23 protein-coding genes and 1 pseudogene are annotated in these 23,376 nt (G+C 31.9%); 11 read left to right on the top strand and 13 right to left on the bottom strand.

The features are described from left to right. Window positions 1–4 precede the first annotated feature (4 nt). Window positions 5–814, bottom strand: a pseudogene (locus ACNFIH_RS05195) (AAA family ATPase); the annotation flags it as partial. Between ACNFIH_RS05195 and tssD (ACNFIH_RS05190) the strand changes: the two are divergent. The 4 genes from tssD (ACNFIH_RS05190) (at window position 759) to ACNFIH_RS05175 (ending at window position 4,508) form a co-directional block, all read left to right on the top strand. Then, the gene (tssD, locus tag ACNFIH_RS05190; protein WP_426485774.1) at window positions 759–1,139 is read left to right on the top strand and encodes a type VI secretion system tube protein TssD; all 381 of its coding nucleotides are present in this window, start codon (window positions 759–761) and stop codon (window positions 1,137–1,139) included. The pseudogene ACNFIH_RS05195 and the gene tssD (ACNFIH_RS05190) overlap by 56 nt on opposite strands. 138 nt (window positions 1,140–1,277) lie before the next feature. Beyond that, window positions 1,278–1,673, top strand: a complete 396-nt coding sequence (gene tssD, locus ACNFIH_RS05185; RefSeq protein WP_426485773.1) for a type VI secretion system tube protein TssD — start codon at window positions 1,278–1,280, stop codon at window positions 1,671–1,673. Between the two features lie 579 nt (window positions 1,674–2,252). After that, window positions 2,253–2,609 carry a carboxypeptidase-like regulatory domain-containing protein gene (locus ACNFIH_RS05180; RefSeq protein WP_426485772.1) on the top strand — a complete coding sequence of 119 codons (357 nt, stop codon included), beginning with the start codon at window positions 2,253–2,255 and terminating at the stop codon, window positions 2,607–2,609. Window positions 2,610–2,669: 60 nt separating this feature from the next. Further along, window positions 2,670–4,508: a type VI secretion system baseplate subunit TssF gene (locus ACNFIH_RS05175; protein WP_426485771.1), complete on the top strand. Its 1,839-nt coding sequence runs from the start codon at window positions 2,670–2,672 to the stop codon at window positions 4,506–4,508. Between the two features lie 36 nt (window positions 4,509–4,544). On the opposite strand, the gene ACNFIH_RS05170 is transcribed toward ACNFIH_RS05175, so the two are convergent. From ACNFIH_RS05170 to murQ, 7 genes are all read right to left on the bottom strand, one after another. Continuing rightward, on the bottom strand, window positions 4,545–5,171 hold the full coding sequence (locus tag ACNFIH_RS05170; RefSeq protein ID WP_426485770.1) for a 3'-5' exonuclease: 627 nt from the start codon (window positions 5,169–5,171) through the stop codon (window positions 4,545–4,547). 2 nt (window positions 5,172–5,173) lie between these two features. Continuing rightward, complete coding sequence (locus ACNFIH_RS05165; RefSeq protein WP_426485769.1) at window positions 5,174–7,096, bottom strand: DUF294 nucleotidyltransferase-like domain-containing protein; 1,923 nt, start codon at window positions 7,094–7,096, stop codon at window positions 5,174–5,176. 176 nt (window positions 7,097–7,272) lie between these two features. After that, the gene (locus tag ACNFIH_RS05160; RefSeq protein ID WP_426485768.1) at window positions 7,273–7,644 is read right to left on the bottom strand and encodes a DNA topoisomerase IV; all 372 of its coding nucleotides are present in this window, start codon (window positions 7,642–7,644) and stop codon (window positions 7,273–7,275) included. Window positions 7,645–7,929: 285 nt separating this feature from the next. After that, window positions 7,930–8,505 (bottom strand): DUF1572 family protein, encoded by a 576-nt coding sequence (locus ACNFIH_RS05155; RefSeq protein ID WP_426485767.1) that lies wholly within the window; start codon window positions 8,503–8,505, stop codon window positions 7,930–7,932. 2 nt (window positions 8,506–8,507) lie between these two features. Further along, window positions 8,508–9,080, bottom strand: coding sequence for a pentapeptide repeat-containing protein (locus ACNFIH_RS05150; RefSeq protein WP_035648638.1), 573 nt, complete (start codon window positions 9,078–9,080; stop codon window positions 8,508–8,510). A gap of 26 nt (window positions 9,081–9,106) precedes the next feature. Beyond that, the gene (locus ACNFIH_RS05145; RefSeq protein WP_035648635.1) at window positions 9,107–9,328 is read right to left on the bottom strand and encodes a DUF6095 family protein; all 222 of its coding nucleotides are present in this window, start codon (window positions 9,326–9,328) and stop codon (window positions 9,107–9,109) included. A 58-nt stretch (window positions 9,329–9,386) separates the two neighbouring features. Then, entirely contained in the window at window positions 9,387–10,199 is an 813-nt protein-coding gene (gene murQ / locus ACNFIH_RS05140; protein ID WP_426485766.1) for an N-acetylmuramic acid 6-phosphate etherase, read from the bottom strand. Between the two features lie 169 nt (window positions 10,200–10,368). Here murQ and ACNFIH_RS05135 point away from each other — a divergent pair, with 169 nt between their 5' ends. The 3 genes from ACNFIH_RS05135 (at window position 10,369) to ACNFIH_RS05125 (ending at window position 15,252) form a co-directional block, all read left to right on the top strand. Next, window positions 10,369–11,511, top strand: coding sequence for a helix-turn-helix domain-containing protein (locus ACNFIH_RS05135; RefSeq protein WP_426485765.1), 1,143 nt, complete (start codon window positions 10,369–10,371; stop codon window positions 11,509–11,511). Window positions 11,512–11,570: 59 nt separating this feature from the next. Then, window positions 11,571–12,716, top strand: coding sequence for a helix-turn-helix domain-containing protein (locus ACNFIH_RS05130; protein WP_426485764.1), 1,146 nt, complete (start codon window positions 11,571–11,573; stop codon window positions 12,714–12,716). Between the two features lie 154 nt (window positions 12,717–12,870). Further along, window positions 12,871–15,252, top strand: coding sequence for a TonB-dependent receptor domain-containing protein (locus tag ACNFIH_RS05125; protein WP_426485763.1), 2,382 nt, complete (start codon window positions 12,871–12,873; stop codon window positions 15,250–15,252). A 164-nt stretch (window positions 15,253–15,416) separates the two neighbouring features. Here the strand turns inward: ACNFIH_RS05125 and ACNFIH_RS05120 are convergent, their stop codons facing one another. Continuing rightward, a complete protein-coding gene (locus ACNFIH_RS05120) occupies window positions 15,417–16,085 on the bottom strand; it encodes a ZIP family metal transporter (RefSeq protein ID WP_426485762.1) in 669 nt (222 codons plus the stop codon). 95 nt (window positions 16,086–16,180) lie between these two features. Further along, window positions 16,181–16,945 (bottom strand): class I SAM-dependent methyltransferase, encoded by a 765-nt coding sequence (locus ACNFIH_RS05115; RefSeq protein ID WP_035648621.1) that lies wholly within the window; start codon window positions 16,943–16,945, stop codon window positions 16,181–16,183. 135 nt (window positions 16,946–17,080) lie between these two features. Between ACNFIH_RS05115 and ACNFIH_RS05110 the strand changes: the two genes are divergently transcribed. From ACNFIH_RS05110 to ACNFIH_RS05100, 3 genes are all read left to right on the top strand, one after another. Continuing rightward, a complete protein-coding gene (locus tag ACNFIH_RS05110; RefSeq protein ID WP_035648619.1) occupies window positions 17,081–18,238 on the top strand; it encodes a THUMP domain-containing class I SAM-dependent RNA methyltransferase in 1,158 nt (385 codons plus the stop codon). Window positions 18,239–18,378: 140 nt separating this feature from the next. Next, a complete protein-coding gene (locus ACNFIH_RS05105) occupies window positions 18,379–18,615 on the top strand; it encodes a hypothetical protein (protein WP_035648618.1) in 237 nt (78 codons plus the stop codon). A 17-nt stretch (window positions 18,616–18,632) separates the two neighbouring features. Further along, entirely contained in the window at window positions 18,633–19,325 is a 693-nt protein-coding gene (locus tag ACNFIH_RS05100) for an aspartate/glutamate racemase family protein (protein ID WP_426485761.1), read from the top strand. A 72-nt stretch (window positions 19,326–19,397) separates the two neighbouring features. Here the strand turns inward: ACNFIH_RS05100 and ACNFIH_RS05095 are convergent, their stop codons facing one another. The 3 genes from ACNFIH_RS05095 to rlmD are packed head-to-tail and all read right to left on the bottom strand — an operon-like array spanning window position 19,398 to window position 22,165. Beyond that, complete coding sequence (locus ACNFIH_RS05095) at window positions 19,398–20,213, bottom strand: DUF6048 family protein (protein ID WP_426485760.1); 816 nt, start codon at window positions 20,211–20,213, stop codon at window positions 19,398–19,400. Further along, the gene (locus tag ACNFIH_RS05090) at window positions 20,185–20,742 is read right to left on the bottom strand and encodes a DUF6452 family protein (protein WP_426485759.1); all 558 of its coding nucleotides are present in this window, start codon (window positions 20,740–20,742) and stop codon (window positions 20,185–20,187) included. Before ACNFIH_RS05090 ends, ACNFIH_RS05095 begins: the two co-directional genes overlap by 29 nt. 10 nt (window positions 20,743–20,752) lie before the next feature. Then, window positions 20,753–22,165 (bottom strand): 23S rRNA (uracil(1939)-C(5))-methyltransferase RlmD, encoded by a 1,413-nt coding sequence (gene rlmD / locus ACNFIH_RS05085; RefSeq protein WP_035648611.1) that lies wholly within the window; start codon window positions 22,163–22,165, stop codon window positions 20,753–20,755. A gap of 334 nt (window positions 22,166–22,499) precedes the next feature. Here rlmD and ACNFIH_RS05080 point away from each other — a divergent pair, with 334 nt between their 5' ends. Further along, a complete protein-coding gene (locus tag ACNFIH_RS05080) occupies window positions 22,500–23,375 on the top strand; it encodes a sensor histidine kinase (protein WP_426485758.1) in 876 nt (291 codons plus the stop codon). Window position 23,376 lies beyond the last annotated feature (1 nt).

Raw genomic sequence — 23,376 nt, 5'->3', positions numbered from 1 at the left:
AGAATTAATTTTCAATGATTGAAATGATTTCTTCCTTAATCCATTTAACTTCGTTGTTTTCAATATTAACAGAAATGATATCTCCGTCTTTTACTTCTCCAGAAATTATTTTCTTTGCTAAAGGTCTTCTTAAATGTGTTCTAATTATATTTTTAATTGGCCTCGCACCATATTTAGCATTATATCCATTTTCAGCAAGATAAAGTTTCACTTCCATCGGTACTTCTACTTGAATATTTATGTTTTTCAGTAAATCCGTAAACTCTTTTTTAAGATGGATCTCGAAGATCTTCAATGCATTCTCTTTACTGATAGGCGCAAAAGGTACTATTTCAGTTAAACGCCCTAAAAATTCAGGTCGGAAATAATTTCCCATAATCTCCATTAAAGAATTTGAAGTCGGAATTTCGCCGTTATTGAAAGTATTAACAATATGATCTGCACCAATATTTGAGGTAAAAAGGATAATTGCGTTCGAGAAATCGCCTTCTTTTCCTAAACGGTCATGTAATTTACCTTCATCCATGATTTGAAGAAATATATCAAAAACAGAAGGATGTGCTTTTTCAATTTCATCAAATAAAACAATAGAATATGGCTTTTGTCTGATCTTGTTTACTAACACACTGCCCTGTTCATATCCGACATAGCCTGGCGGAGCCCCGACAAGTAATGCAGCTGAATGTTCTTCTTTAAATTCAGACATATCAAAACGGATAATAGCATTTTCATCCTGAAAAAGAAACTCAGCTAAACTTTTGGCTAATTCTGTTTTACCTGTGCCTGTTGGTCCTAAGAAGAAAAACGAAGCAATTGATTTAGCTCAGGAAACAGATGCTTCTGGACGCCCATCTACAGTAACTCGTGGAGGAAGAATTATGATCGAAGTAGAGTCAACTGGAAGTACAGAATTATTTGAATGGATGACTAACAATTTCGAAAGAAAAGACGGGTCAGTAAAATTCATTAAACGTGATTCTAATGCCACTTTAAAAGAGTTGAAATTTACAGAAGCTTACATGGTTAAGTACAAGGAAAACTTTGATCATAACAGTGACAATCCATTAACAGAAACTTTTATGATATCTGCACGTAAAATTTCGATGGGTGGAGGTGAGTTTGATAACGCTTGGGTATAATACTTAAGGACTTTATCAAACTTGATTGAGTTTGAAACTATTAAAGGAAGTCCAATAACGGACTTCCTTTTTTATTATATCAATATTTGAACTCTAAATATTGGTTTTGACTATTATTTAATACCAAAAAAACTAAAAATGAGCTTTTTATCAAAATTACAAATAGACGGAGAAGAATATAATGTGCTTGAATTTAATATAGATTTTAAACAAGAAGTTGATACAACAAGCAAGCCAACTGGAAATGCTAAAGGAGGAAATATAAAACTAATAATTGAGGCAACTCAAAATAGTCTTTTTTTATCCTGGATGCTAAATAGTGATTTAACTAAAGATGGGAAAATTATTTTTTACAGAAGAGATGCTTTGAGCAAAATGAAAGAACTCACATTTGAAAAAGCATTCTGTATTACTTATCATGAACAGTTTACCAGTACAACAGAAGTACCAATGAAAATAACAATGGAATTAATAGCAAAAGAATTGACTTTTGGAGATGCAAAATTCTCAAATAATTGGATCGCGCTAGATTAATTTTTTTAATGACTAACTAAAATCAATACTTAAACCTTAAGGGTGAAAATGGAGAATGAAAATCCGGCTTTGCGCTTGTTTCAATATTGTTTTACCTATTGTAATTGAGAACAGGATATCATTTTCATTTCACATTGTCCTGTCACAAACTATAATAATCATATTCTGCCACAAATTTTAGAAATCGATCAACAAATTGCAGCGAGTGAAAGTTTTCGAGGCAATTTTTTTTGGACAAGAAGTGATATTCGAAAAATTAAAAAGTTTTAAAATAGAGGATAAATAGGAATTTGAAGGCAAAATTAGTAAAACAATCAAAAGTTCGAATCGTATTTAATAATCAACCTGTAGAGGTAGGCAGTGTTTGTATTTATGAAGGTTCTGTTGGTTTTAAGGAATCTAAAATATTTTTAATTTAAGAGACTTTCCCTGCTACCTCGGCGGGATTGTGTGACATTCCTTGCCTTGCCCTAAAACAAGTTTAGACAAAAGTGAAAAAATAAATATTTTTTTTGCGAAGAGACAATAAAACAAAAACCAGCATAAGCTTTTACTGTATTTATATTATTCAAAATTACAATGTCAACATATAAATTCAAATTCAATATAACGATCATATCAATCTTTATCTCTCTATTGCTATCCGCTTGTACCCAAAGTACTTTTTCAGGTTATGTAAATGATTTTGATTCCAACAAACCCATCAAAAATGTCAACATTAATATCAACGGAAATAAAACTCAGACTGATTGTACAGGTTACTTTAGTCTAAATGTAAAATCAAAATCAAATTGTATTATTAGCTTAAAAAGAGAAGGTTACGAAAGTAAAAAAGTATATCGAAAACCGGATATTTCTAAACGCGATACTATGCAAAAAAGAAAAAACACAATCATTTATATGTTTAGAAAAGACAGCGAGTTTTTGAGAAAATGAGTAAGATTAAATGATTTTGACTAATAAATTTACAATTCAATTACACTGAAAAATGATATTATGAGGCAAGAACGAATAAAAGACAGAGTACTAAAAAGAGCCGCGAGATCTTGGGGATTCTCAGATGTAGAGATTGAAACTTCCTTCGATCCCGTTGTGGCTATGATCCTGAATGCATTGTCGTATGAACTCGAAAAAGTAGCTCACGAACTCGAAGATTCTAAAACTCGTGTTGTGGAGAGAGTTTTAGAAATTATGTTTCCCGAGGTTGCTTCAGGTGCAAAGCCAGCAAGAGCAATTTTGCATGCTTTGCCAATCGAAAACAATATAAAAGTCTCCTTGCAAAACCAAATGGTAACAAACAGGAGGATTCATAATATTTACAATCCGTTGGCGCCTATTACAAAGGAGATTGCACTTGCACCAACTCTGGAAGTAAAGTTATCTGCTTGTGAGGTGAAATATATTGCATACGAGAGAAAATTATATCAAATATCGAATCTTTTTTATAAAGATGAGGTTAGAGATTACAACCACATTTTGCCATCTGGAGAGATTGTTTTAGGAATAGAACTTAGCAATACAGATGTTTCGGAATTGGAAGATTTAATGCTTTACATTGATATCAAAAATACTCATCAGAAGGAAATGTTTCATTACTATTTAAAACAAATGAAATGTTTTCACGATGATAAAGAAATAAAAGTAGAGGAAGGTTATAATGTATCTCTTAATAATCTTGACATTGAAAGTATTATCAATCGTAATTATGCTAATCTAAGTGAAGTTATGCAGGAGGTAAACGAATATTACTTTGATAATTTTTATACTTTAAAAGGAATTTTAAAATATAAAAATATAAAGGAATATGCTACTGAATATAAACATTTTGACAATGCAGCTAATAAAGACAATAATTCGATTATTTGGCTAAAAATGATATTTCCAGAATCATTAGTTCCGCAAATTATTGATAACGTTTCTTTTACTGCAAATTGTTTTCCTGCAATTAATAAAAGGAAGCATGTTTTTATCAAGACGCTTGATACTTTCCTGTCGTATGTTGCTTTAGATACTAAAAATGATATTTTTCTGGATATTGATTCAGTCGTCGATGGATTACATAAACATTATGAGATAAAAGAATTTAAAGATGGTATTCTTGAAGAAGGAAATGCGGTGTTGAGAACTGGAGGTGTTTCAAGATTTGATTCTCGAAGTGCTTCGGAATTATTGCAGAACTTATTAGATCTTTTAAAAGATGAAAGTTCCTCATTTGCGGGCTTAGGAAAGGACTTTATGAACAGTTCACTGGTGCAAATCAACCAACTTTTAGCCTCTGTAGAACAGCAAGCGAATGAAAGCAGTTTTTCTAAAAATAATGACCCTTACTTGATGATTAAGCCTACAGCAGAAGATTCGGCTGGAAAATCATTTACGATTACTTATTGGTCAACTTGTGCTGAAGAAGGAAATGATATAAAAGCTGGAACTGTTTTAGAGTCAAAAGATGATTTATTTTTCATTGGAAAAACGATTACTTTAATGACAAATACAGTTGGCGGTTTAAATAAGCAGAATAATAAAGATAGAATTCTGGCTTACAGAAATGCATTATTAACCCGAGGCCGAATTGTAACTTTTGCAGATATTAAAGCATTTGGATTTAATCATTTTAAAAATTCGATAGAAGATATTAAGATTGAAAAAGGAACGCGTAAAGAAATCTCTATGAAAGCCGGTTTCAGTCGAACAGTTGACATTTTTATTAGGACAAATACAGAAGAAAAACAGTATTTATCTAATTCAGAATGGGAATATTTGTGCGATAGCTTCATGAGAAATTTGAAAAATAGATCGTCAAACGTATTTCCGTATCGATTATTTATAGACAATTAAAATTGAGGAAAACCTAACTTTAAAGAGTTAGGTTTTCTATTTAAAAAGATAATTCAAATTGATCTCTTTTTTCTCTTTTAGTTTTTTTACAATTTTCAGGAAAGCGATTGCTGTAATATACGCGTCGCCCAAGGCCGTGTGACGATCTTTTTTAGAAATATCAAATTTATCTGCAAGATCATCTAAAGTATAATGGTCTTTTCTTTCGAATAAATGAGACTTGATTAATGTTTTTTTGTATAAAATTGCGGTATCTAATCTCTTGTTGGTTAGTTCAGGTAAACCATTTCTTTCTAGAGCTTTATTAATCATTGTAACATCAAAAATAGTATGATGTGCAATAATAACGGAATCGCCTAAAAAAGATAAAAACTGTTGTAAAGCTTCTAATTCAGTTGGGCGCTGAATAACAAATGCTTTTAAAATACCATGAATTTGAGCCGTAGATTTATCATAGTGGTCTTGTTCGATATAAACTTCAAAACTATTTTGTACAGATATAATTCCGTTTTGTAAAACTAGAGCTCCAATGCATAAAATTCGGTCATTTTCATAATCAAAACCAGTTGTTTCAGTATCTAAAACTACAAATCTTGTTTCTTCAATCGTAATATTTTCATCAAATATATTTTCTTCTTTTTTCCAAAAATTAAATAAACTCATAATTATACCAGATTTGAGATATTAAAACGAACCGAAATAAGCTCTTGAAGTTCTTTAATAGTTTTGAAAGTACGTTTCAGCTTAATTTTTTCCATTTTAGTTAAAGACTCCAATTCGATAAATTGCCCAGAATCATGATGTAGAAGTCCTTGTTTCGTTCTAAATTTTAATAATGCTTTAAATGAATAAGAACATGATAAATACAATTCTCGGTTATTAGGTTCAAGTTCAGCCAGTTTTTCAAAACGTTCAGCAGTGTTACTGATCGATTTTACCGAATGAGATAAAATCAAAACTCTTGCAGCATCTGTCAAAGGCATTAAAGCGCGTCTTTTAATATCAAAATTATCTTTATTGGCACCATCTTGTTCAACCAAAAATTGTCTGAAAAATCCAGTAGGAGAAGGGCTTTGCAAGGCTCCACTCACCAAATGCATATAAAAAATGGGATTGGCTTTTACATCTTCAAAAATGGAATCTGATAACTGATTTACAATTTCTGAATCGCCATAAGTTTTACTATAATCAAAGAAAATGAATGAAAGCAAGACTTCATTTTTGCCCGGATTTGTAATCCAGTGATGTACCTGGTTTTTCCATTCATCAAGACTCATGCACCATTTTGGACTTGAAGCCATCATATCGGCGGGACAATAATCATAACCGATATCAAAAAGCCCTTTGTTAACGAGAGAGGCAAATTTCAAAAAATAAATTCTTGTTTCATCTCTAAAAACTTCCGAGACATTTTCATAAACAATTGCATTATCCTGATCGGTATGAAGCATTTGTTCGCCTCTTCCTTGGCTTCCAAGCGCTAGCCAGGCAAATTTTACCGGCGGCGGACTGCTCATTTTTTCTAAACAAATCTCAATTACACGAGTGGTGCAGGCTTCATTCAATTCAGTTATGATTTTTGAAATCAAAGTCATCGGAATATTTTGGTCTAAATATCCCTGAAGCAATTGCATGATTCGGTTTCTAATTGGTTTTATTTCCTTTGTTTTTTTAGCTCTTTTTAATGCTTTTATTAAAACGGCAGGATTATTTCCCAGCGCCACCATAACATCGTGTTTTGATAAAATCCCAACAGCTTTTGTATTGACAGTCCCGTCTTTGGTTAGACATAAATGACTGATATTACTTTTCATCATTGCCATTTGCGCCTCGGTAACCGTCATTTTTTTAGGATACGTAATAACGGGTTTTGTCATTATGGTTTCGGCGGTTGTCATAATAGAGTATTCGCCGGTAACTATCTTATTTCGAAGATCTTTATCAGTTAAAATACCAATTGGAAGCATTTCATCAACGATTAAAATGGCTCCGACTTTCTTTTTATTCATAATCTTAGCAACTTCCTTAACCGTTGTTGACGGACTGCAGGTCACAATTTTTTTTGAATATTTTATAGGAGTTAAATCAAATGAATCGTTATTGGAATGTCTGTTTTCATTCAATAAATCATCATCGCCATACAACTTATCTTTATGAATATCGGAATATGGATTTCTTGTATTCGAAGCATAACTTTCGATTAAGAAATTACCAATATTTCTATTTTCAAGTGCATAAGGCTTAAAAACCGCAATCGGAATGGCATATAAAATCGTTTCTTCATGCGCTACAGCTTCCATGATATAATTTTCCTGCGCCAAAAGCGGACGAAGTCCAAAAATATCGCCTTCATCACACATGTCCAAAACCGTATTTTTAGTGCTTTTTTTCAAAGCAATAGCTCCTTTGTGAACCACGTAAAATGAATCGTGAGTTTTATCATTTTCTGCAAAAATCACCGCATCTTTTTCTTTATAAATAATAGAAATCTGTTCCGATAGTTTCTCCAAATCCATTTGATGAAGAAAATTAAACGGCGGATAATTCTTTAAAAAGTCGGCAACTCTTTGCGAAATGGTATTTTTCATTGTACTAGATTTAGGTTCTAATGTACTATTTAAAATAGAAATGTAAAAGAAACATTTTTGTTTTTTGAGGTACAAAGAAACAAAGGAGCAAAGATTCAAAGGTTTTTGTTCTTACTATAACGAAGTGACAAAAAAAAAGCTCCTTGAAGGAGCCTTTGTATATTTTAAATATAGTTTTAATCAACTTTAAAAACTTTACCTCGTTGTTTCTCTTCAGAACCAACCAAGCCAAATTCGAATGTATAAGAATCTTTCGAAGTCGTTAATATTTTCATGCTGATTGCTTTTTCTTCAGCCATGTTTTTTGGGTGTTTTTTTTGTAGAATATATTCGCAGTCGCTAACCCAGCGTACGGTTGCTGTATCTGTTTTTCCTTCAAAAGTTTCGATTTCAATGCTGTCTTTTCGTTCAAAAAAAGTTGTTTTTTTTACGCCATTTACTTCAGTCTCAAACTTGAATTTTCCGGTTTTAAAATCTTTGCAGTTGTGTTCGGCATTATAACAAGATACCAATGCAATTAACGGAAGATAGAATAGTATTTTTTTCATTTTAGATAAGTTGTTTTTTTAGGAGCTTAATCCTGCTTTCCATTGCAATCTTTTTGTTTTTAAAGAAAAAACAAAAAGGATTTCCATTTCAATCAGGGCTAGGGCTTTAGTTTTCAAGAGCTCTTTTTTAATTAAAGAATAAAAAGAAAATTACAAGAGTTATAAAAGTTAGAAAAAGCAAATTCCGTTTTTTGTTTTTAGAACTCTGCTCTTCGGTTAAATTTGTTTTGCAGAATTTAATTAAGATCCACCAACATGTGCCACCAAAATTTGCATAATATTCTATCATTTCAATCTTTTTAATTCATCATCTGTAAAGTTCTTGATTTCTTTTTCTTTGGCAAACTTTTCAGCATTATAATTTCCCGATTTATTCTTCGGAATCGATAAACTTTCCCAAGAAGTGTTTTTCAATTGTTTAGCATAAAATACAATTTGTCCAACATGATAAGGATAATGCGCCAATTGTCTGTTTATTGCTTCAATAACCGTGTGACCTTCATTTCGAATATAAATAATATCCGAAAGTTGTTCTGGTTTTAAACTTTCCAAAGCATTTTCTAAGCAATCCCAACCTTTTTTCCAGATTTCTAAAACTTCTTCTTTAGATTGCAAATCATTTTCAAATTCAGAATCGCGGTTTCGCCATTCTTTTTCACCATCAGAAGTTAAAAAATCGGTCCATCGCGAAAGCATATTTCCTGAAATATGTTTTATAATTGTAGCAATGCTGTTTGTATCTTCGTTTAAAGCAATAAAAAGCTGTTGAGGTTCTAATTGATCGATCGCTTTTTCACCCAACATTTTATAGTATAAAAACTGTTTTTTTGCACTTTCTAAATAAAAGGAATCGGTACTCATAATTATACAATTTTAATATCATATTTATCTAAAAGTCCTTCGATTCCCTGAGTCGAAAATTGTGCTTTTTTCATTGGGTTGAACTCAGGATCGATTTTGTAATTGTAAGCCGTTTTAAAATTTACTCCGGCTAATTGCGTTTCGTTAAAAATCGCACCGTCAAGATCACAATTGTCAAAAAGCGAACTTGTTAAATTAGTTCCAATGAAAGTTACTTCGCGCACTGAAGAATTGATAAACTTCGTTTTAGGCATTTTTTTGTTTGAAAACAGAGCATAATCCAAAACGCATTCTTCAAAATGAACCTGAAATAAAAAATCATCACATTCATTGAAAGCAATTCCAAGAAGTTTACAGTTTCTAAAAGTGACATTTTTCAAACTTGTTCCCGCTAAACCTGTCATTGATAAGTTGCAGTCAATAAATTCGCAGTCAAGAAAAGTGTTAGAATTAAAATTACTGTTCGAAAAATCACAGTTTTTAAAAACACAATCTTCAAATTCACGATTGTTGATTTTTTTATTGATGTAAACAACCTTTTCGAATGTTTTTTGAATATGGATTATATCTTCCATGAATGTTTTTTTAAATATTTCATTTATTAGTCATTAAATAAACCTTTCATGATAGTTTTCAATCCATAAAAAATCAAAAACATCGAACTTAAGCAAGCCACAATTCCAATTCCTAAAACAAGATAGTGCCAATTTGTATGCTGATTCTGAAAAGCATTATAAATCAGTGTTGGGCCAATAAACATTAAAGGCAATGCGCCTGTTAAATATTTAATTCCTTTTCCTAGTAATTGTTTGTTTGTTGCCATCTTTTTTGTTTCAAGTTTAAGGTTTCAAGTTTTTAAATTATCTGAAACAAAACTTTTTTTATTTATTATAATTGTCAACAGCATTTCTCACGCTGCCATATTTTTTTAATAATTCTGAAGCTTCTTCATATGAAACCGGAATTTCTTCCATAATCATTTTTACGCCGCGATCAACCAGTTTTACATTGCTCAATTGCATGTCGACCATTTTATTTCCTCTAACTTTTCCAAGTTGAATCATTGCTGCTGTCGAAATCATGTTTAAAACTAATTTTTGAGCAGTTCCGGCTTTCATTCTTGAACTTCCTGTAATAAATTCTGGACCAACAACTACTTCAATAGGAAATTGAGCAGTCAATGCTAATGGGCTTCCCGCATTGCAAGTAATACATCCGGTAACAATATTGTTTTGATTACACATTTCTAAACCACTGATGACATATGGAGTTGTTCCAGATGCTGCAATACCGATTACAACGTCATTAGAATCAATTTTATATTTTTGAAGATCAATCCAGGCATTTGTTGTACTGTCTTCAGCGTTTTCTACTGCACGTCTTATGGCCGTATCCCCGCCTGCAATGATACCATTTACTAAATCAAAAGGAACCCCAAATGTTGGAGGACATTCTGAAGCATCAACAACGCCAAGTCTCCCGGAAGTTCCTGCTCCAATATAAAACAATCTGCCTCCCAGTTTTAATTTTGCAACTATTTGCGGAATCAAAGCTTCTATTTGAGGTAGGGCTTTTTCTACTGCATAAGGAACAGTTTTGTCTTCTTCATTAATATTGATGAGCAGTTCATGAACTGACATTTGTTCTAAATGCTGGTATTTTGAGGCTTGTTCGGTTGTTTTTGTAAATGTCATTTTATCGTTATTTAGACTGGTCAAAATTAATATTTTTTTCTCTCAATCTCGAAATTTAGATTGCAAAGTCACAAAGATTTAAAGTTTTGTTTAGGAAGTTGCGAATCCTGTCTTGCAACCCTATAAAAAGAACGAAAATATTATATTTGTTGAAATATTAAAAAGATAAATGGATAAACTAGTTTTTTTGGATAGTGTTGCTCGCATTGCTGTCTTTGTTTCTTTATTACTTGCACTTTTTTTACTTACCGTAAAAACGGAAAATAAATTAGCTAATAGACTATTTGCTTGTTTTATTATTTTTTCAGCAATTGATTTCAGCGGACTTCTTGATTTTTCATTTCCAAAGGAATACTTGTATGTAGTGCTTTTGAAAAGTACATTTTGTCTGTTAGAAATGCCTTTGATTTATCTATATGTTTTAGCAGTCTGCTATTCAGATTTTCGATTGAAATGGAAACATTTAATATATACAAGCCCTTTTGTTGTAATGAATTTGGTTTTAATGCCTAGATTTTATTTAAAATCAAGTATTGAGAATCAACAATTTTTAGCAAACTTCAGCACAACGTTTGAAGGGTATTTTTTTCAGATTTTAATTGAATGCCAATATTGGTTTTATATTGTTAGCATATTTTTGATTTTAAAAAAGTACAAGAAAATTTATCTCGAAAATTATGCTAATCCCAGCACTTCTACCTACAAATGGCTTTTTCAGATGAATTGTGTTTTTATAGTAATGCATTCTATTACAGCCTCAAAGAATTTATTGCGTTATACTGCTTCTAGAGATACTTTTCTCTGGGGAAATGTTCTTATGGTAGTTATGGCTTTAAGTGTAATATGCTGGTTTGTAATGAAAGCATTAAATCATCCAGAACTTTTTAGAGGAATAAATTCTAAATTGAAACTGACAAAAGATATTTTGCCCGAAATTGAAGAAAAAAAGCCACCCGTAACAGTTGAAGATGATTCGGTTTCTGAACAAATACAGACATTGAAACAATATATGACAGAGAAAGAGCCATTTCTTGATCCGTCGCTTACCATTCAGGAATTGGCAAACCAAATTGATATTCCGGTTAGGGATTTGTCAATTTTGATTAATCATAAAATGGATCAGCACTTTTTTGATTTTGTGAATGAATACCGCATTCAAAAAGCCATGCATATTTTAAAAGATGAATCAAAAAGTCAGCTTACGGTTTTGGAAATTTTATACGAAGTAGGTTTTAATTCTAAATCCTCGTTTAATTCTTCTTTCAAAAAATACACCAATTTAACGCCAACAGCTTATCGAAATGCTTCATAAATAAATGAAACGTGCTAAAAAACTAAAATAGTATATTTGTTAAATAACCGAAAAAAATAATGGATATAGGTAGCCTTTTAAGTGTTTTGAGCGGAATGTCGGTTTTTGTTTCCTTTTTGCTGGCATTTTTTCTATTCACAGTAAAAACCGAAAATAAATTAGCAAATCGTCTGTTTGCGTGCTATTTGATATTTTTTGCAATTGATAATATCGGAATTTTTATTAATGAAGATTTTATCAGACGTCATTTTAATTTTGAATTTTTCAGATGGAGCACATGTGCTTTGATTATTCCTACTTTCTACCTGTATATTTTATCTGTTTGTTTTACCGATTTTCGATTGAGGTCTAAACATTTGCTTCATGCTATTCCATTTTTAATTACAAATGCAGTTTATCTGCTCAGATTGTACTTTTTAAATGATGCAGAAAAAATACAATTCTATGAGCACCGCAGTCAACTGCCTGAATTGTACGGTTTCCAGCTCATGTTGGGTGTTCAAATTGTAGTTTATAGTATAGCTGTGTTTTCGATTTTAAAAAAATATAAAGCACTTTATCAGGAAAATTATGCCAATCCTAAAACTTCTATTTTTAAGTGGTTATTTCAAATAGCAACTGTACTTTTTGTTTTGTATTATTTGTCAATAGCCAAGAATGCTTTACGATTTATTGACCTTGAAATATTATGGATTTGGGCCAATGTAATAATGCAGGTTTTCGTTTTAACAATAACCTGTTGGTTTGTTTTAAAAGCGCTGAATCATCCTGAACTTTTTAGAGGAATTGATTCAAAATTGCAATTAGCAAGAGATATTATTCATGAAGATGAGAATATTATCGAAGTAAAAGAGAATCAAAACGAGGAAATTACGGCTCAAATTGCTTCATTGAAACAATACATGACCGAAAAAGAACCTTTTCTGGATCCGTCGCTTACCATTCAGGAGCTTTCAAACCAGATCGATATTCCGGTTCGGGATTTATCCATTTTGATTAATCATCATATCGATCAACATTTTTTTGATTTTGTGAATGAATATCGCATTCAAAAAGCTATGAGTATTTTAAAAAATCCTTTAAAAAATGATTTGACCGTTCTGGAAATTTTATACGAAGTGGGTTTTAACTCAAAATCATCGTTTAATACGTATTTTAAAAAATACACCAATTTAACACCAACAGCGTACCGAAACGCTTCATAATAAAGGCTTTGTAAAAAGTCGTACTTCAAGCGCAATAAAGTCGAACCAATTTCTTCAACAGAAAATGGTTCGACTTTTTTTGTCGGTCGCACAGGAAGATTTTCTAAGGCAACTTTGCTTCAAATTAATCGAAACAAGTTTAAAATTAGAAATCATGAAAAAAGCAAACCTCCTTATCTTTTTAGTATTGCCATTATTTTGTTTAGCACAATCATTTCAATTAAAAGGAAAAATTTCAAACGAAAAATCACCATTAGAATGGGCAGATATTTCAATTTCAAATTCAGAAGGAAAAATAATTGATGGGACAACAAGCAAACAAGACGGTAGTTTTGAAATCAATCTTAAGAAGGGAAATTATAAAATTGGAATAAGTCTTTTGGGATTTGCAGATTTCGAAAAAGAAATCTCAGTAGAAAAAGATACCGATTTAGGAATTATTTTTATGAAAGAAAGTGAAACACATTTGGTAGAAGTTGTTGTTCAATCAAAAAAGAAAACAATCGAACAGAAACCAGATCGTTTGGTTTACAATCTAGAAAATAACGTTACAAATGTTGGTGGCGATGCTTTGAGCGCCATAAATACAGCTCCTGGTGTTGTAGTGCAGAATAATGCGATCAATATATTAGGAAAAGGAACGTCTCGTGTTATGATTGACGGAAGAATGATTGAATTAACGGGTGAAGAATTGAATAATTTCTTGAAATCTATTTCGGCAAGTGATATTAAAAACATCGAAATTATAAGCAATCCACCAGCAAAATATGAAGCTGACGGAACTGGCGGACTAATAAATATTGTAATGAAAAAAGGAGCTCGTGATTCCTGGAAAAACACAACCACAGCTTCTTATGATCAAAATAAATATGGGATTTTCGCTTTACGAAATAACTTCTTTTATAATAAAAACAAGTTTAGGTTTTCGGCTAGTATTAATGGAAAAACGGGTTATAGGAATATTGAGGAAAATCTGGATATGTATTTCGTTGAAGGTCCTTCAAAAATGAAGGCAGTAACAAAATTAGATGAAGATAATGTATCGGGAAAAATAGCCTTAGATTATGATTTTTCGGAGAAAACGACAATCGGGTTTCAAATTTTAAAAGATAAAAGCAATCCTAATTTTAATACCGATATTAGAATTGACAACTACAATGCGCAAAATGAATTAAATAACTATATACTTAACGAAAGTTTCTTAGATAGAGAATCGGGCAATGAAACTTATAATTTGCATTTGATTACTAAACTTGATCCATTAAACCGTAAATTATCTTTTGATGTGGATTTCTTTAATTACAATTCAAAATTCGACAGAGAGTTCATTGCAAACAATTATTCATCTGATGAAACTTTTGTTGATGTCAATCAATCAGGACGAAATATTTCGAATCAGGATATTGATAATCTGAGTTTCAAGGCTGATATGGAACATCCGTTTCAAGCGTTAAATTTATCATACGGAGCAAAAGTGAGTTTTACAAACAGTAAAAGCGATGCCGTTTTTTATAATACTATTACCGGAACTCCAGTATTAGACACAAATCAGTCCAACCAGTTTGAATACACAGAAAATAATCAGGCGATTTATGTTAGCGGAGATAAAAAAATCAATGAAAAATGGAATCTTCAAATGGGATTGCGATTGGAAAACACACAGACAAACGGTTTTTCTAAAACTTTAAATCAAGAAACTATAAATAACTATTTTAAATTGTTTCCAACTGTTTTTGCTTCTTATCAGAAAAATGAAAACAATAGTTTTAGTTTAAATTACGGAAAGAGAATTCGCAGACCTAGTTTTTCATTGTTAAATCCATTTCGAGTTTACATCAGCAGTAATAGTTATTCAGAAGGAAATCCGTTTTTGAAACCTTCTTTTAGTGACAATTTTGAATTTGCATATTCGTATAAAAAGATATTAAGAACCAGTGTTTTTGCAAATTATATTACAGATGGTTATGGCGTAATATTTACTTCAAATCCAGAAACATTGACGCAAATTGTAACGAGAGAAAATTATTTTAAAGGTCTTAATTATGGAATTGGAGAAACGTATTCTGCGACTTTTGCAGATTGGTGGGAGAGTGAAAATTCATTGTATTTTTCAAGTTCTGATATAAAATTCATAAAAGATATAAATGCGACACCAGTAAATGGTCTTCAATTTGATTTTTCGACAAACAATACATTTTCATTGGGTAAATCAAGTAAATTACAAGTTGATTTTAATTACACGGCACCTTATAAAAGCGGTTTGTATGAAACGGGTTATACGTCTAGTTTGAATATCGGTTTTAAGCAAGATTTGTTAAACAAAGCAATGCAGGTTTCCTTTTTAATAAATGACATTTTCAATACATCTTATTTAAAAAATGATGTTTCGGTTGTAAATGGCGTAAAACAAGTCTATAGTCAAAACGAAAGCAACAGATTTGCTCGTTTAACAGTTGTTTATAATTTCGGAAATAAAAAAATTAATGTGAAGGAACGCGCTTTCGGAAATCAGGAGGAGAAAAAGAGAGCGAACTAGATAATTTTCTATCCGAAACGCAAAACTTGAAACCTGAAACGTTTTTTTGCGTGAGGGATAGGAGCAATCCGCCGCAGCGGAGCGGATAGCCCGACAGCATTTAAGAAAAGGCCCAATGAACGCAAAGTTTATTGGGCCTTTTCTTAAATGGTGGCACGCCCAGATTATAAAAAGAATGCCAATAAAATTCCTAGAACGATCATTGAAACTTTGGCAACATTGAATTTATGTCCTTCACTGCTTTCAAAAATAATTGTGGATGAAATATGGAATAAAATCCCAATTACTATTGCTGTTATTTCGGTGTAATAATTATTTAATACGGCTAAATATTCTGATGCGATTGTTCCAAGTGGTGTCATGATTGCGAAAGTCAACATGAAGGCAAAAATGGCTTTTTTGTTCAAATCAGCATTGATGAAAAAGGTGGTTAGAATCACTGCAATTGGCAAATGATGAATCGCAATTCCGATTGCTAAACCATGATGATGACTAACTGGGAAACCTTCTAAAAAGGCATGAATGCACAAACTAATAAATAATAACCATGGAATTTGTGACATTTTTGCGTGGCCGTGTACGTGGCCATGTTCGGCACCTTTTGAGAAAAATTCCAATACAATTTGGAATAAAATCCCGATCATTATGAAAATTCCAATATTGTGATTGTGTGATTCGTAAACTTCAGGAAGCAAATGCATTACGGTTAACGATAGTAAAAATGAACCGCTAAAAGCAAGCAATAACTTTAAATTGGTTTTGTTGTTTGGTTTTAAAAACAAAGCCACACTATATCCTAAAAGTACAGAAAATAAGGGTAGTAAATAGTTCATTTTTTTGTTTAATCGTTAATTTGTTTATTTGTTTAATCGGTCTTTTGTCAATTTGCTTAAGCGATTAAACAAATTAACGGTTAAACGATTAAATGCTATTTAAAAATCATGATTAATCGTTCGCTTTCGGTTTTATGGAATTTTTTGAGTTTGTAATCACCAAAAATATCTAAAAGATAAATTCCTGCTTCATCCATTAAATCCTGAAAATCTTTTAAAGTTAAGGCTTTAACTTTTTCGGTAAAATGAAATTTTCTGCCTTGATCTTCAAAATCAATTTCCTTAAAAATATGCCCATCTTCTACATATCTTTTGATGTGAAAATCGATTCCTTCAACTGTTTTTACTTCTTGCGGAACCAAAGTTTCAATAACCTGAGCCACGTTCATAAAATCAATTACGGCAAAACCGTATTCAGATAAACTTTCTTTTATTGCTTTTAAAGTCGTTAAATTGTCGTCATCGCTTTCAAAATAACCAAAACTGGTAAACAAATTAAAGATCGCATCGAACTTTTCTTCAAAAGGTTCGCGCATGTCGTGTACTTTAAAATGTAGGGTTTCGTTGCTGTTTTTACTGGCTTCGGCAATGCTGTTTTCAGATAAATCAGCGCCTAAAACATCAAAACCAAGTTGGTTTAGATAAATCGAATGACGTCCTTTTCCGCAAGCTAAATCTAATACTTTTGCTTTTTCAGGAAGATTTAGATAATGAGTAAGATTATCCATAAAAATCTGAGCTTCTCTGTAATTTCTGTCTTTATAAAGAATGTGATAATACGGAGTGTCAAACCATGAAGAGAACCAGTTTTCGGTGTTACGCTCCTGATTTGGTGTTGATGAGTTTGGTGCTTCAGACATTTATTCTATTTCAATTAATTCAAAGTACCGCAAATTTAGTGTATTTTTGCCGAAAAATAACTATTTCGCGATGATACCTAAATAAACGTTTGGATACAGCTGTGATTGGGGTTGTTTTTTAATACAAAAATAAAGATGGAAGAAAATTTTAGAATGATAGCCAAATGTTTTTTTGGCTTCGAAGAAATATTGGAGAAGGAATTGCGTGCTCTAGGTGCTCAGGATGTTGAAAAGGGAGTAAGAATGGTAAGCTTTAAAGGCGATAAAGGTTTTATGTATAAAGCCAATTTATCGCTTAGAACGGCGCTTAAAGTTTTAAAACCTATTTATTCGTTCAGAGCCAATAATGAGCAGGCATTATATAAAGGAATTTCGGGTGTAAACTGGTCTAAATTGCTAAATGCGAATCAAACTTTCGTGATTGATGCAACTGTGCATTCGACATATTTTAATCATTCTGAGTTTGTTTCTCAAAAATGTAAAGATGCTATTGTTGACCAATTTAGAGAAAGAACGGGTCAACGTCCAAGCATCGATAAACAATATCCAGATTTAAGAATCAATGTTCACATTGATAAAGATCAGGTTTCAGTTGCTTTAGATACTTCTGGAAATTCACTTCATCAACGCGGATACAGAACGGCAACGAATATCGCGCCTATAAACGAGGTTTTGGCGGCAGGAATTCTGTTATTATCAGGTTGGGACGGACAAAGTCATTTTCTTGACCCAATGTGTGGATCTGGAACTTTCCTGGCCGAAGCAGCAATGATTGCCTGCAATATTCCGGCAAATATCAACAGAAAAGAATTTGCTTTCGAGAAATGGAAAGATTGGGACAATGATTTGTTCGATACTATTATCGAGAGTTTAATGAAAAAAACAAGAGAATTTCATTATACCATCAAAGGTTTTGACAAGGCGCCAAGTGCAGTCAGTAAAGCCAAAGATAATATCAGAAATGCCAATTTAGAAGATTATGTAACGGTTTCTGAAGATAACTTTTTTGATACTGAAAAAGAAGTAGAAGGAAAACTTCATATTGTTTTCAATCCGCCGTATGATGAGCGTTTAGATATTCATATGGAGAAATTTTACGCTAATATTGGCGACACTTTAAAGAAAAATTATCCTGGAACAAATGCGTGGTTTATAACCGCAAACCTTGAAGCTTTGAAGTTCGTAGGATTAAAACCTTCAAGAAAAATCAAACTTTTCAACGGAAGTTTAGAAGCACGTTTGGTTAAATACGAAATGTATGAAGGAAGCAAGAGAACGAAATTTCAGCAATAAGATTCTAAGGGACTAAGTTTCTAAGATACTAAGAAATTTAGTTTTAAGTATAAATGATAATTCAGGTTTTAAGAAAGTAAGTTCAAAGAAGAGAAACCTTAGAATCTTAGCATCTCAGAACCTCAGCAACTTAAAAAAAAATGACAAAACTACAAGTAAGAGCTTTTTTATATCAATTAGGAACATTTGCAATTCTGTTTATTGCAGGGAGATTTATTATTGCGCAATATACTGGTTTAACAGGATTTTGGATTCCAATGACTTCGTTTGTTATTGCAACGCTAATTGGACCTAAATTTCAGGCTGTAAAAACAAAAGATGGAGAAAAGCTTTTTATGAAATGGATTTTTATAAAAGGAATTAGAGAAATCGGATAAATTTTTAAATTGGCAATATGAGGAAAATAGGTCTTATTGGAGGAATCAGTTGGGTTTCAACAGCAGATTATTATAAACTTATTAATGAAGGAATAAATGAAAAATTGGGAGGATTGAACTTCTCTGAATGCTTGATTTATTCATTCAATTATGCTGATATTAAAAAAAATAACGAAAACAACGATTGGGATTCTACTTTTAATATGCTCTTTAAAGGATGCGAATCCTTAAAATCGGGTGGGGCAGAAGCGATTGTTTTATGTGCTAACACCATGCATTTTATTGCTGACCGATTAGAGAAAGCAATTGATCTTCCAATTATTCATATTGCAAGTGAAACTGCAATTGAAATTCAAAAGCAAAAAATTAAGAAAGTTGGCTTATTAGGAACCAAGTTTACAATGGAATTGGATTTCTTTAAAGATAAATTGACACAAAAAGGAATAGAAGCTATAATTCCAGAAAAACAAGAGGATAAAGATTTTATTCACCACACTATTTTTGAAGAATTAGGCCGCGGACTTGTAACTACCGAAACAAAAAAACGTTATTTAGAAATTGCAGAAGAATTAATAAAAAAAGGCGCTGAAGGAATCATTTTAGGTTGTACCGAAATTCCATTAGTGATAAAACCTGAAGATCTTTCGGTTCCGGTTTTTGATACTGCTCTAATTCATTCAAAAGCGGCTGTCGATTTTCAGCTTTCCTAGTTTTAAAAGTAAAATAAAAAAGCGACGAATTCAAATTGAGAATTCGTCGCTTTTTTATTTTTATGAATGATTTTATTTTTTAGGTGCCGTTTTAGCAGGTACAGGAATTACTGTTTTTTTCTTGTAAATTGGTATGAAATAAGAAACAGTATAGTTAAAACCAATTCCGAAACTACCATCATAAGTTCGGTTAAAACCAGGAATATATAGATTATCAAAACCAGCAGGTTTTGAATTGGCTACCAACATTTTCAGCTGAACGCCAAAACCTACAAATACATTATTGAATACTTTTGCTTTTATACCTGTTGCAACTTCAATCCAGCCAGCTGTAAGTCCGTTGTATTTTTGATGATCAACAATTGCAGGTTGTTCACCCCAATATGGATTCGGATTGTAAATTTTATAACTGTTTAATTCCTGACTAAAAGTACTAAAACCTCCACGTAGACCTATTGTAATTAAGTTTTCCATATCAAGCCAGTTTTGATACAAGTTGTAATCAAAACCACCTTTAATATAAGTTCCGGTTGCTGTTGAATTTAGTCGGTCGTCATCAGTAGTTTTGTCTTCAAAACCAAGTTCTGCCGCTAGATAATATTTTTTTGTTAAACGCCAGTCAGCAACAAATTCAATTCCTTTGTAATCCTTGTCGTAAAAACCACGAGTCAATTTATACAAATCAACTCCAACACGAAGTCCATAGCGATCAGTTTTGATACTATCTGCTTTTGCTTCCTGAATTGCTGGTTTTGCTACAACAGTTGTTTTAGGTTTTTCGGGAACAATTTCTTTGGTTACTGTAGTTGTTGGTGTTTCCTGAGCTTGCGCCAAGAACATTGAAAACAATAAGCAAAAACTAGAAATATACTTCAATGTGTGTTTCATTTTCTGTTTCAATGTTATATTCATTTACATAAATTTGTTTCATCCAAAAGCCTTTAGAATCACTGTCCACTTTAATAAATGGTGAAGAAACTGGAGGTCCATCTGAAAGCGGATCAAGTGCGAAAATAGTTTTAAAACCGCACGCTCTTGAAACATAAAGATCTTGATGCGTATAGTTGAACCTTACTTCATCTGAATTTACAGCTGCCGCATTTTCATTACCAGAATCTAAGGTAAAAGTAAATGTCGAAAAATTTTCATTTGTTCTTAATGGAATAGAAACAGAGCTACCATTTGTCAGATATTTTGCTTCACCAGTTGCAGTTTCATTAAAAATAATCGCTTCAGGCATATCCTTTCCGGTTATTTTTAAATTAGTAACATTTTTAGGTGTTGACGGACTATCAGCATTAAAAAATTTAATGACTAATCGAGGTGTTGTTGGAGTAGCTGGATCACAAATGTCATCTTTTTCACAACTTGATAAGCCAAAAGTAAAAAGCAATAAAATTGAAATTATTTTTCTCATTTATATTTTATTATCGAAGTTCTAAAAGTACAACATTTTCAACATGATGCGTCTGCGGAAACATATCGACCGGACGTACTCGGGTAACTTTGTATTTTTCGTCCATTAAAGCTAAATCACGAGCTTGTGTCGCTGAATTACAGCTTACATAAACTACTTTTTTCGGAGCGATTTTCAGAATTTGATCAATTACTAATGCATGCATTCCATCTCTTGGCGGATCTGTAATAATAACGTCTGGTTTTCCGTGTTGCGCAATAAAACTTTCGTTGAATACCACTTTCATGTCTCCAACAAAAAACTCGCAATTCGTAATATTATTGCGTTCTGCATTTGCTTTAGCATCTAAAATAGCTTCAGGAACACTTTCTACGCCAATTACTTTTTTTGCTTTTTTAGAAACAAACTGAGCAATAGTTCCCGTTCCGGTATATAAGTCGTAAACGGTTTCGTTTCCGGTTAATCCTGCAAAATCACGTGTAATTTTGTATAATTCGTAGGCCTGATCTGAGTTTGTCTGGTAAAATGATTTAGCATTAATGCTGAATTTCAAACCTTCCATTTCTTCTAAGATATAATCTCTTCCTTTGTAAAGTTTAATATCCTGATCATAGATCGTATCGTTTTGCTTGGCATTAACAACATACTGCAATGAAGTAATTTGAGGAAACTTCTCGTATAAATTATCTAAAACCAACTCGCGATTTGCTTTGTCATCTTCAAAAAACTGAATCAAAACCATGATTTCGCCTGTTGAAGCAGTACGAATCATCAAAGTTCTCAATAATCCAGAATGTTCTCTTGGATTAAAGAAAGCCAGATTATGCTCATTGGCAAAAGCTCTAATTTCGTTTCTGATGGCATTTGAAGGATCTTCTTGTAAATGACATTTTTGAATGTCCAGAATTTTATCCCACATTTTTGGAATATGGAATCCTAAAGCATTTCTATTTCCTAAGTCTTCCGTGCTTCCGATTTCTTTTTCAGTTAACCAACGGCTGTTTGAAAACGAAAATTCCATTTTATTTCTATAGAAAAATTGTTTTTCTGAACCTAAAATATCTTCAAATTCAGGAAGTTCAACTTTTCCTATTCGTTGCAAATGATTTTTTACTTCATTTTGTTTGTAATACAGCTGTTGGCTGTATTTCATATTTTGCCATTTACATCCACCGCAAACGCCAAAATGATCACAGATTGGTTCGATACGGTGTTTTGATAATTCATGAAACTTTACGGCTTTTCCTTCGTAATATGCTTTTCTTTTTTTGAATGTTTGTACATCCACTACATCTCCAGGCACAACATTTGGAATAAAGATTACTTTTCCATCTGGTGCTTTTGCTACTGATACACCTTTTGCTCCTGCGTCTAAAACTTCAATTTGATGAAAGACAACTTTGTCTGTATTTTTTCTTCCCATAGCGCAAAAATAAGGGTTTGTAAACTTTTATAAATTTAATTTTCAAAATATTTTATCAAATTGTGTAATTTAACACATAAATCAAGTTTAAAAGTTACCTTTGTTTTTTGGTAAATACCCCAGTTACCAGATTTTTAACCTATAGCATTGTTATTTTTTTATGAAGTTATATCATAATCTGTCACAAATAAGCTTTCTTAAAAAAAGCTATTCTTTTAAATTTTTATTTGTTGCGTTTATTGGAATTCATATCCCTTTAATAGGTATTTTGTTTTTTGTGCTCTTTTCATCTTACGATATTTCTTCTGTCTCTATTTTGATTTTCGCTTTAATAATGACATTACTGGCAACTCTGGTAACGTTATTGGTTTTGAGACAATTGATAAAACCAATTTCTCTTGCTTCCAAATCTTTGGATGATTATAGAAATAATCGAAAACTTTCTGTTTTGCCTACCGAATATACTGACGAAGCCGGTTTGTTGATGTGTAACATTCAGGAATCAATTTATGAATCTGAGAGTTTTATTAACGAAAAACAAGATTTGATTTATATGCTTTCGCATGATTTGAAAAATTTTGCCGGAAATCCACAAGGATTAGCAAAATTGATTTTAAGCGAAAATCCATCAGAATCGGTTAGACATTTAGCGGAATTAATTTGTGAATCGACTAATTTGCAGTTTCGCTATATTGAAAATTTTATAAAACTTCTGAAGGAACAAGATCAGGTAGTGAAAATAAATCCAGAAGCTAAAACTATTAATTTCCCGAGTATTGTGCCGTTTATCAATGAACAGGTTGAACAGCGCTTGTTGGATAAAAATATTACATTAGATTTAAATTTGGAGATTTCTGAAGCCGACCTTAGAATTGATGAAGGTTTGCTGGTTCAGGTTTTGGTGAATTTAATCAGTAATGCAATAAAATTCTCTTATTTCGACAGCGAGGTTAAAGTTCGTATTTATAAAGATGATTCTAAATTAGCGATCGTTGTAGCAGATAAAGGTATTGGTTTCGATAAACATCAAATTGAGGAATTATTCAAAAAATTCACTAAAATGAGCCGATTAGGAACTGCCAATGAATTGTCAACCGGAATTGGTCTTTATTTATGTAAAAAAATAATCGAACGCCATAAAGGAACATTGAACGCTGCCAGCGAAGGAAAAAATAAAGGAGCTGAATTCAAAATTGAATTTGAGCTTTAGC

It is taken from the genome of Flavobacterium sp. 2 (genome assembly GCF_049949195.1).
GTDB lineage: Bacteria > Bacteroidota > Bacteroidia > Flavobacteriales > Flavobacteriaceae > Flavobacterium.
Note: the sequence above shows the minus strand (reverse complement) of the source record. Positions and strands in the feature narration are given on the sequence as shown.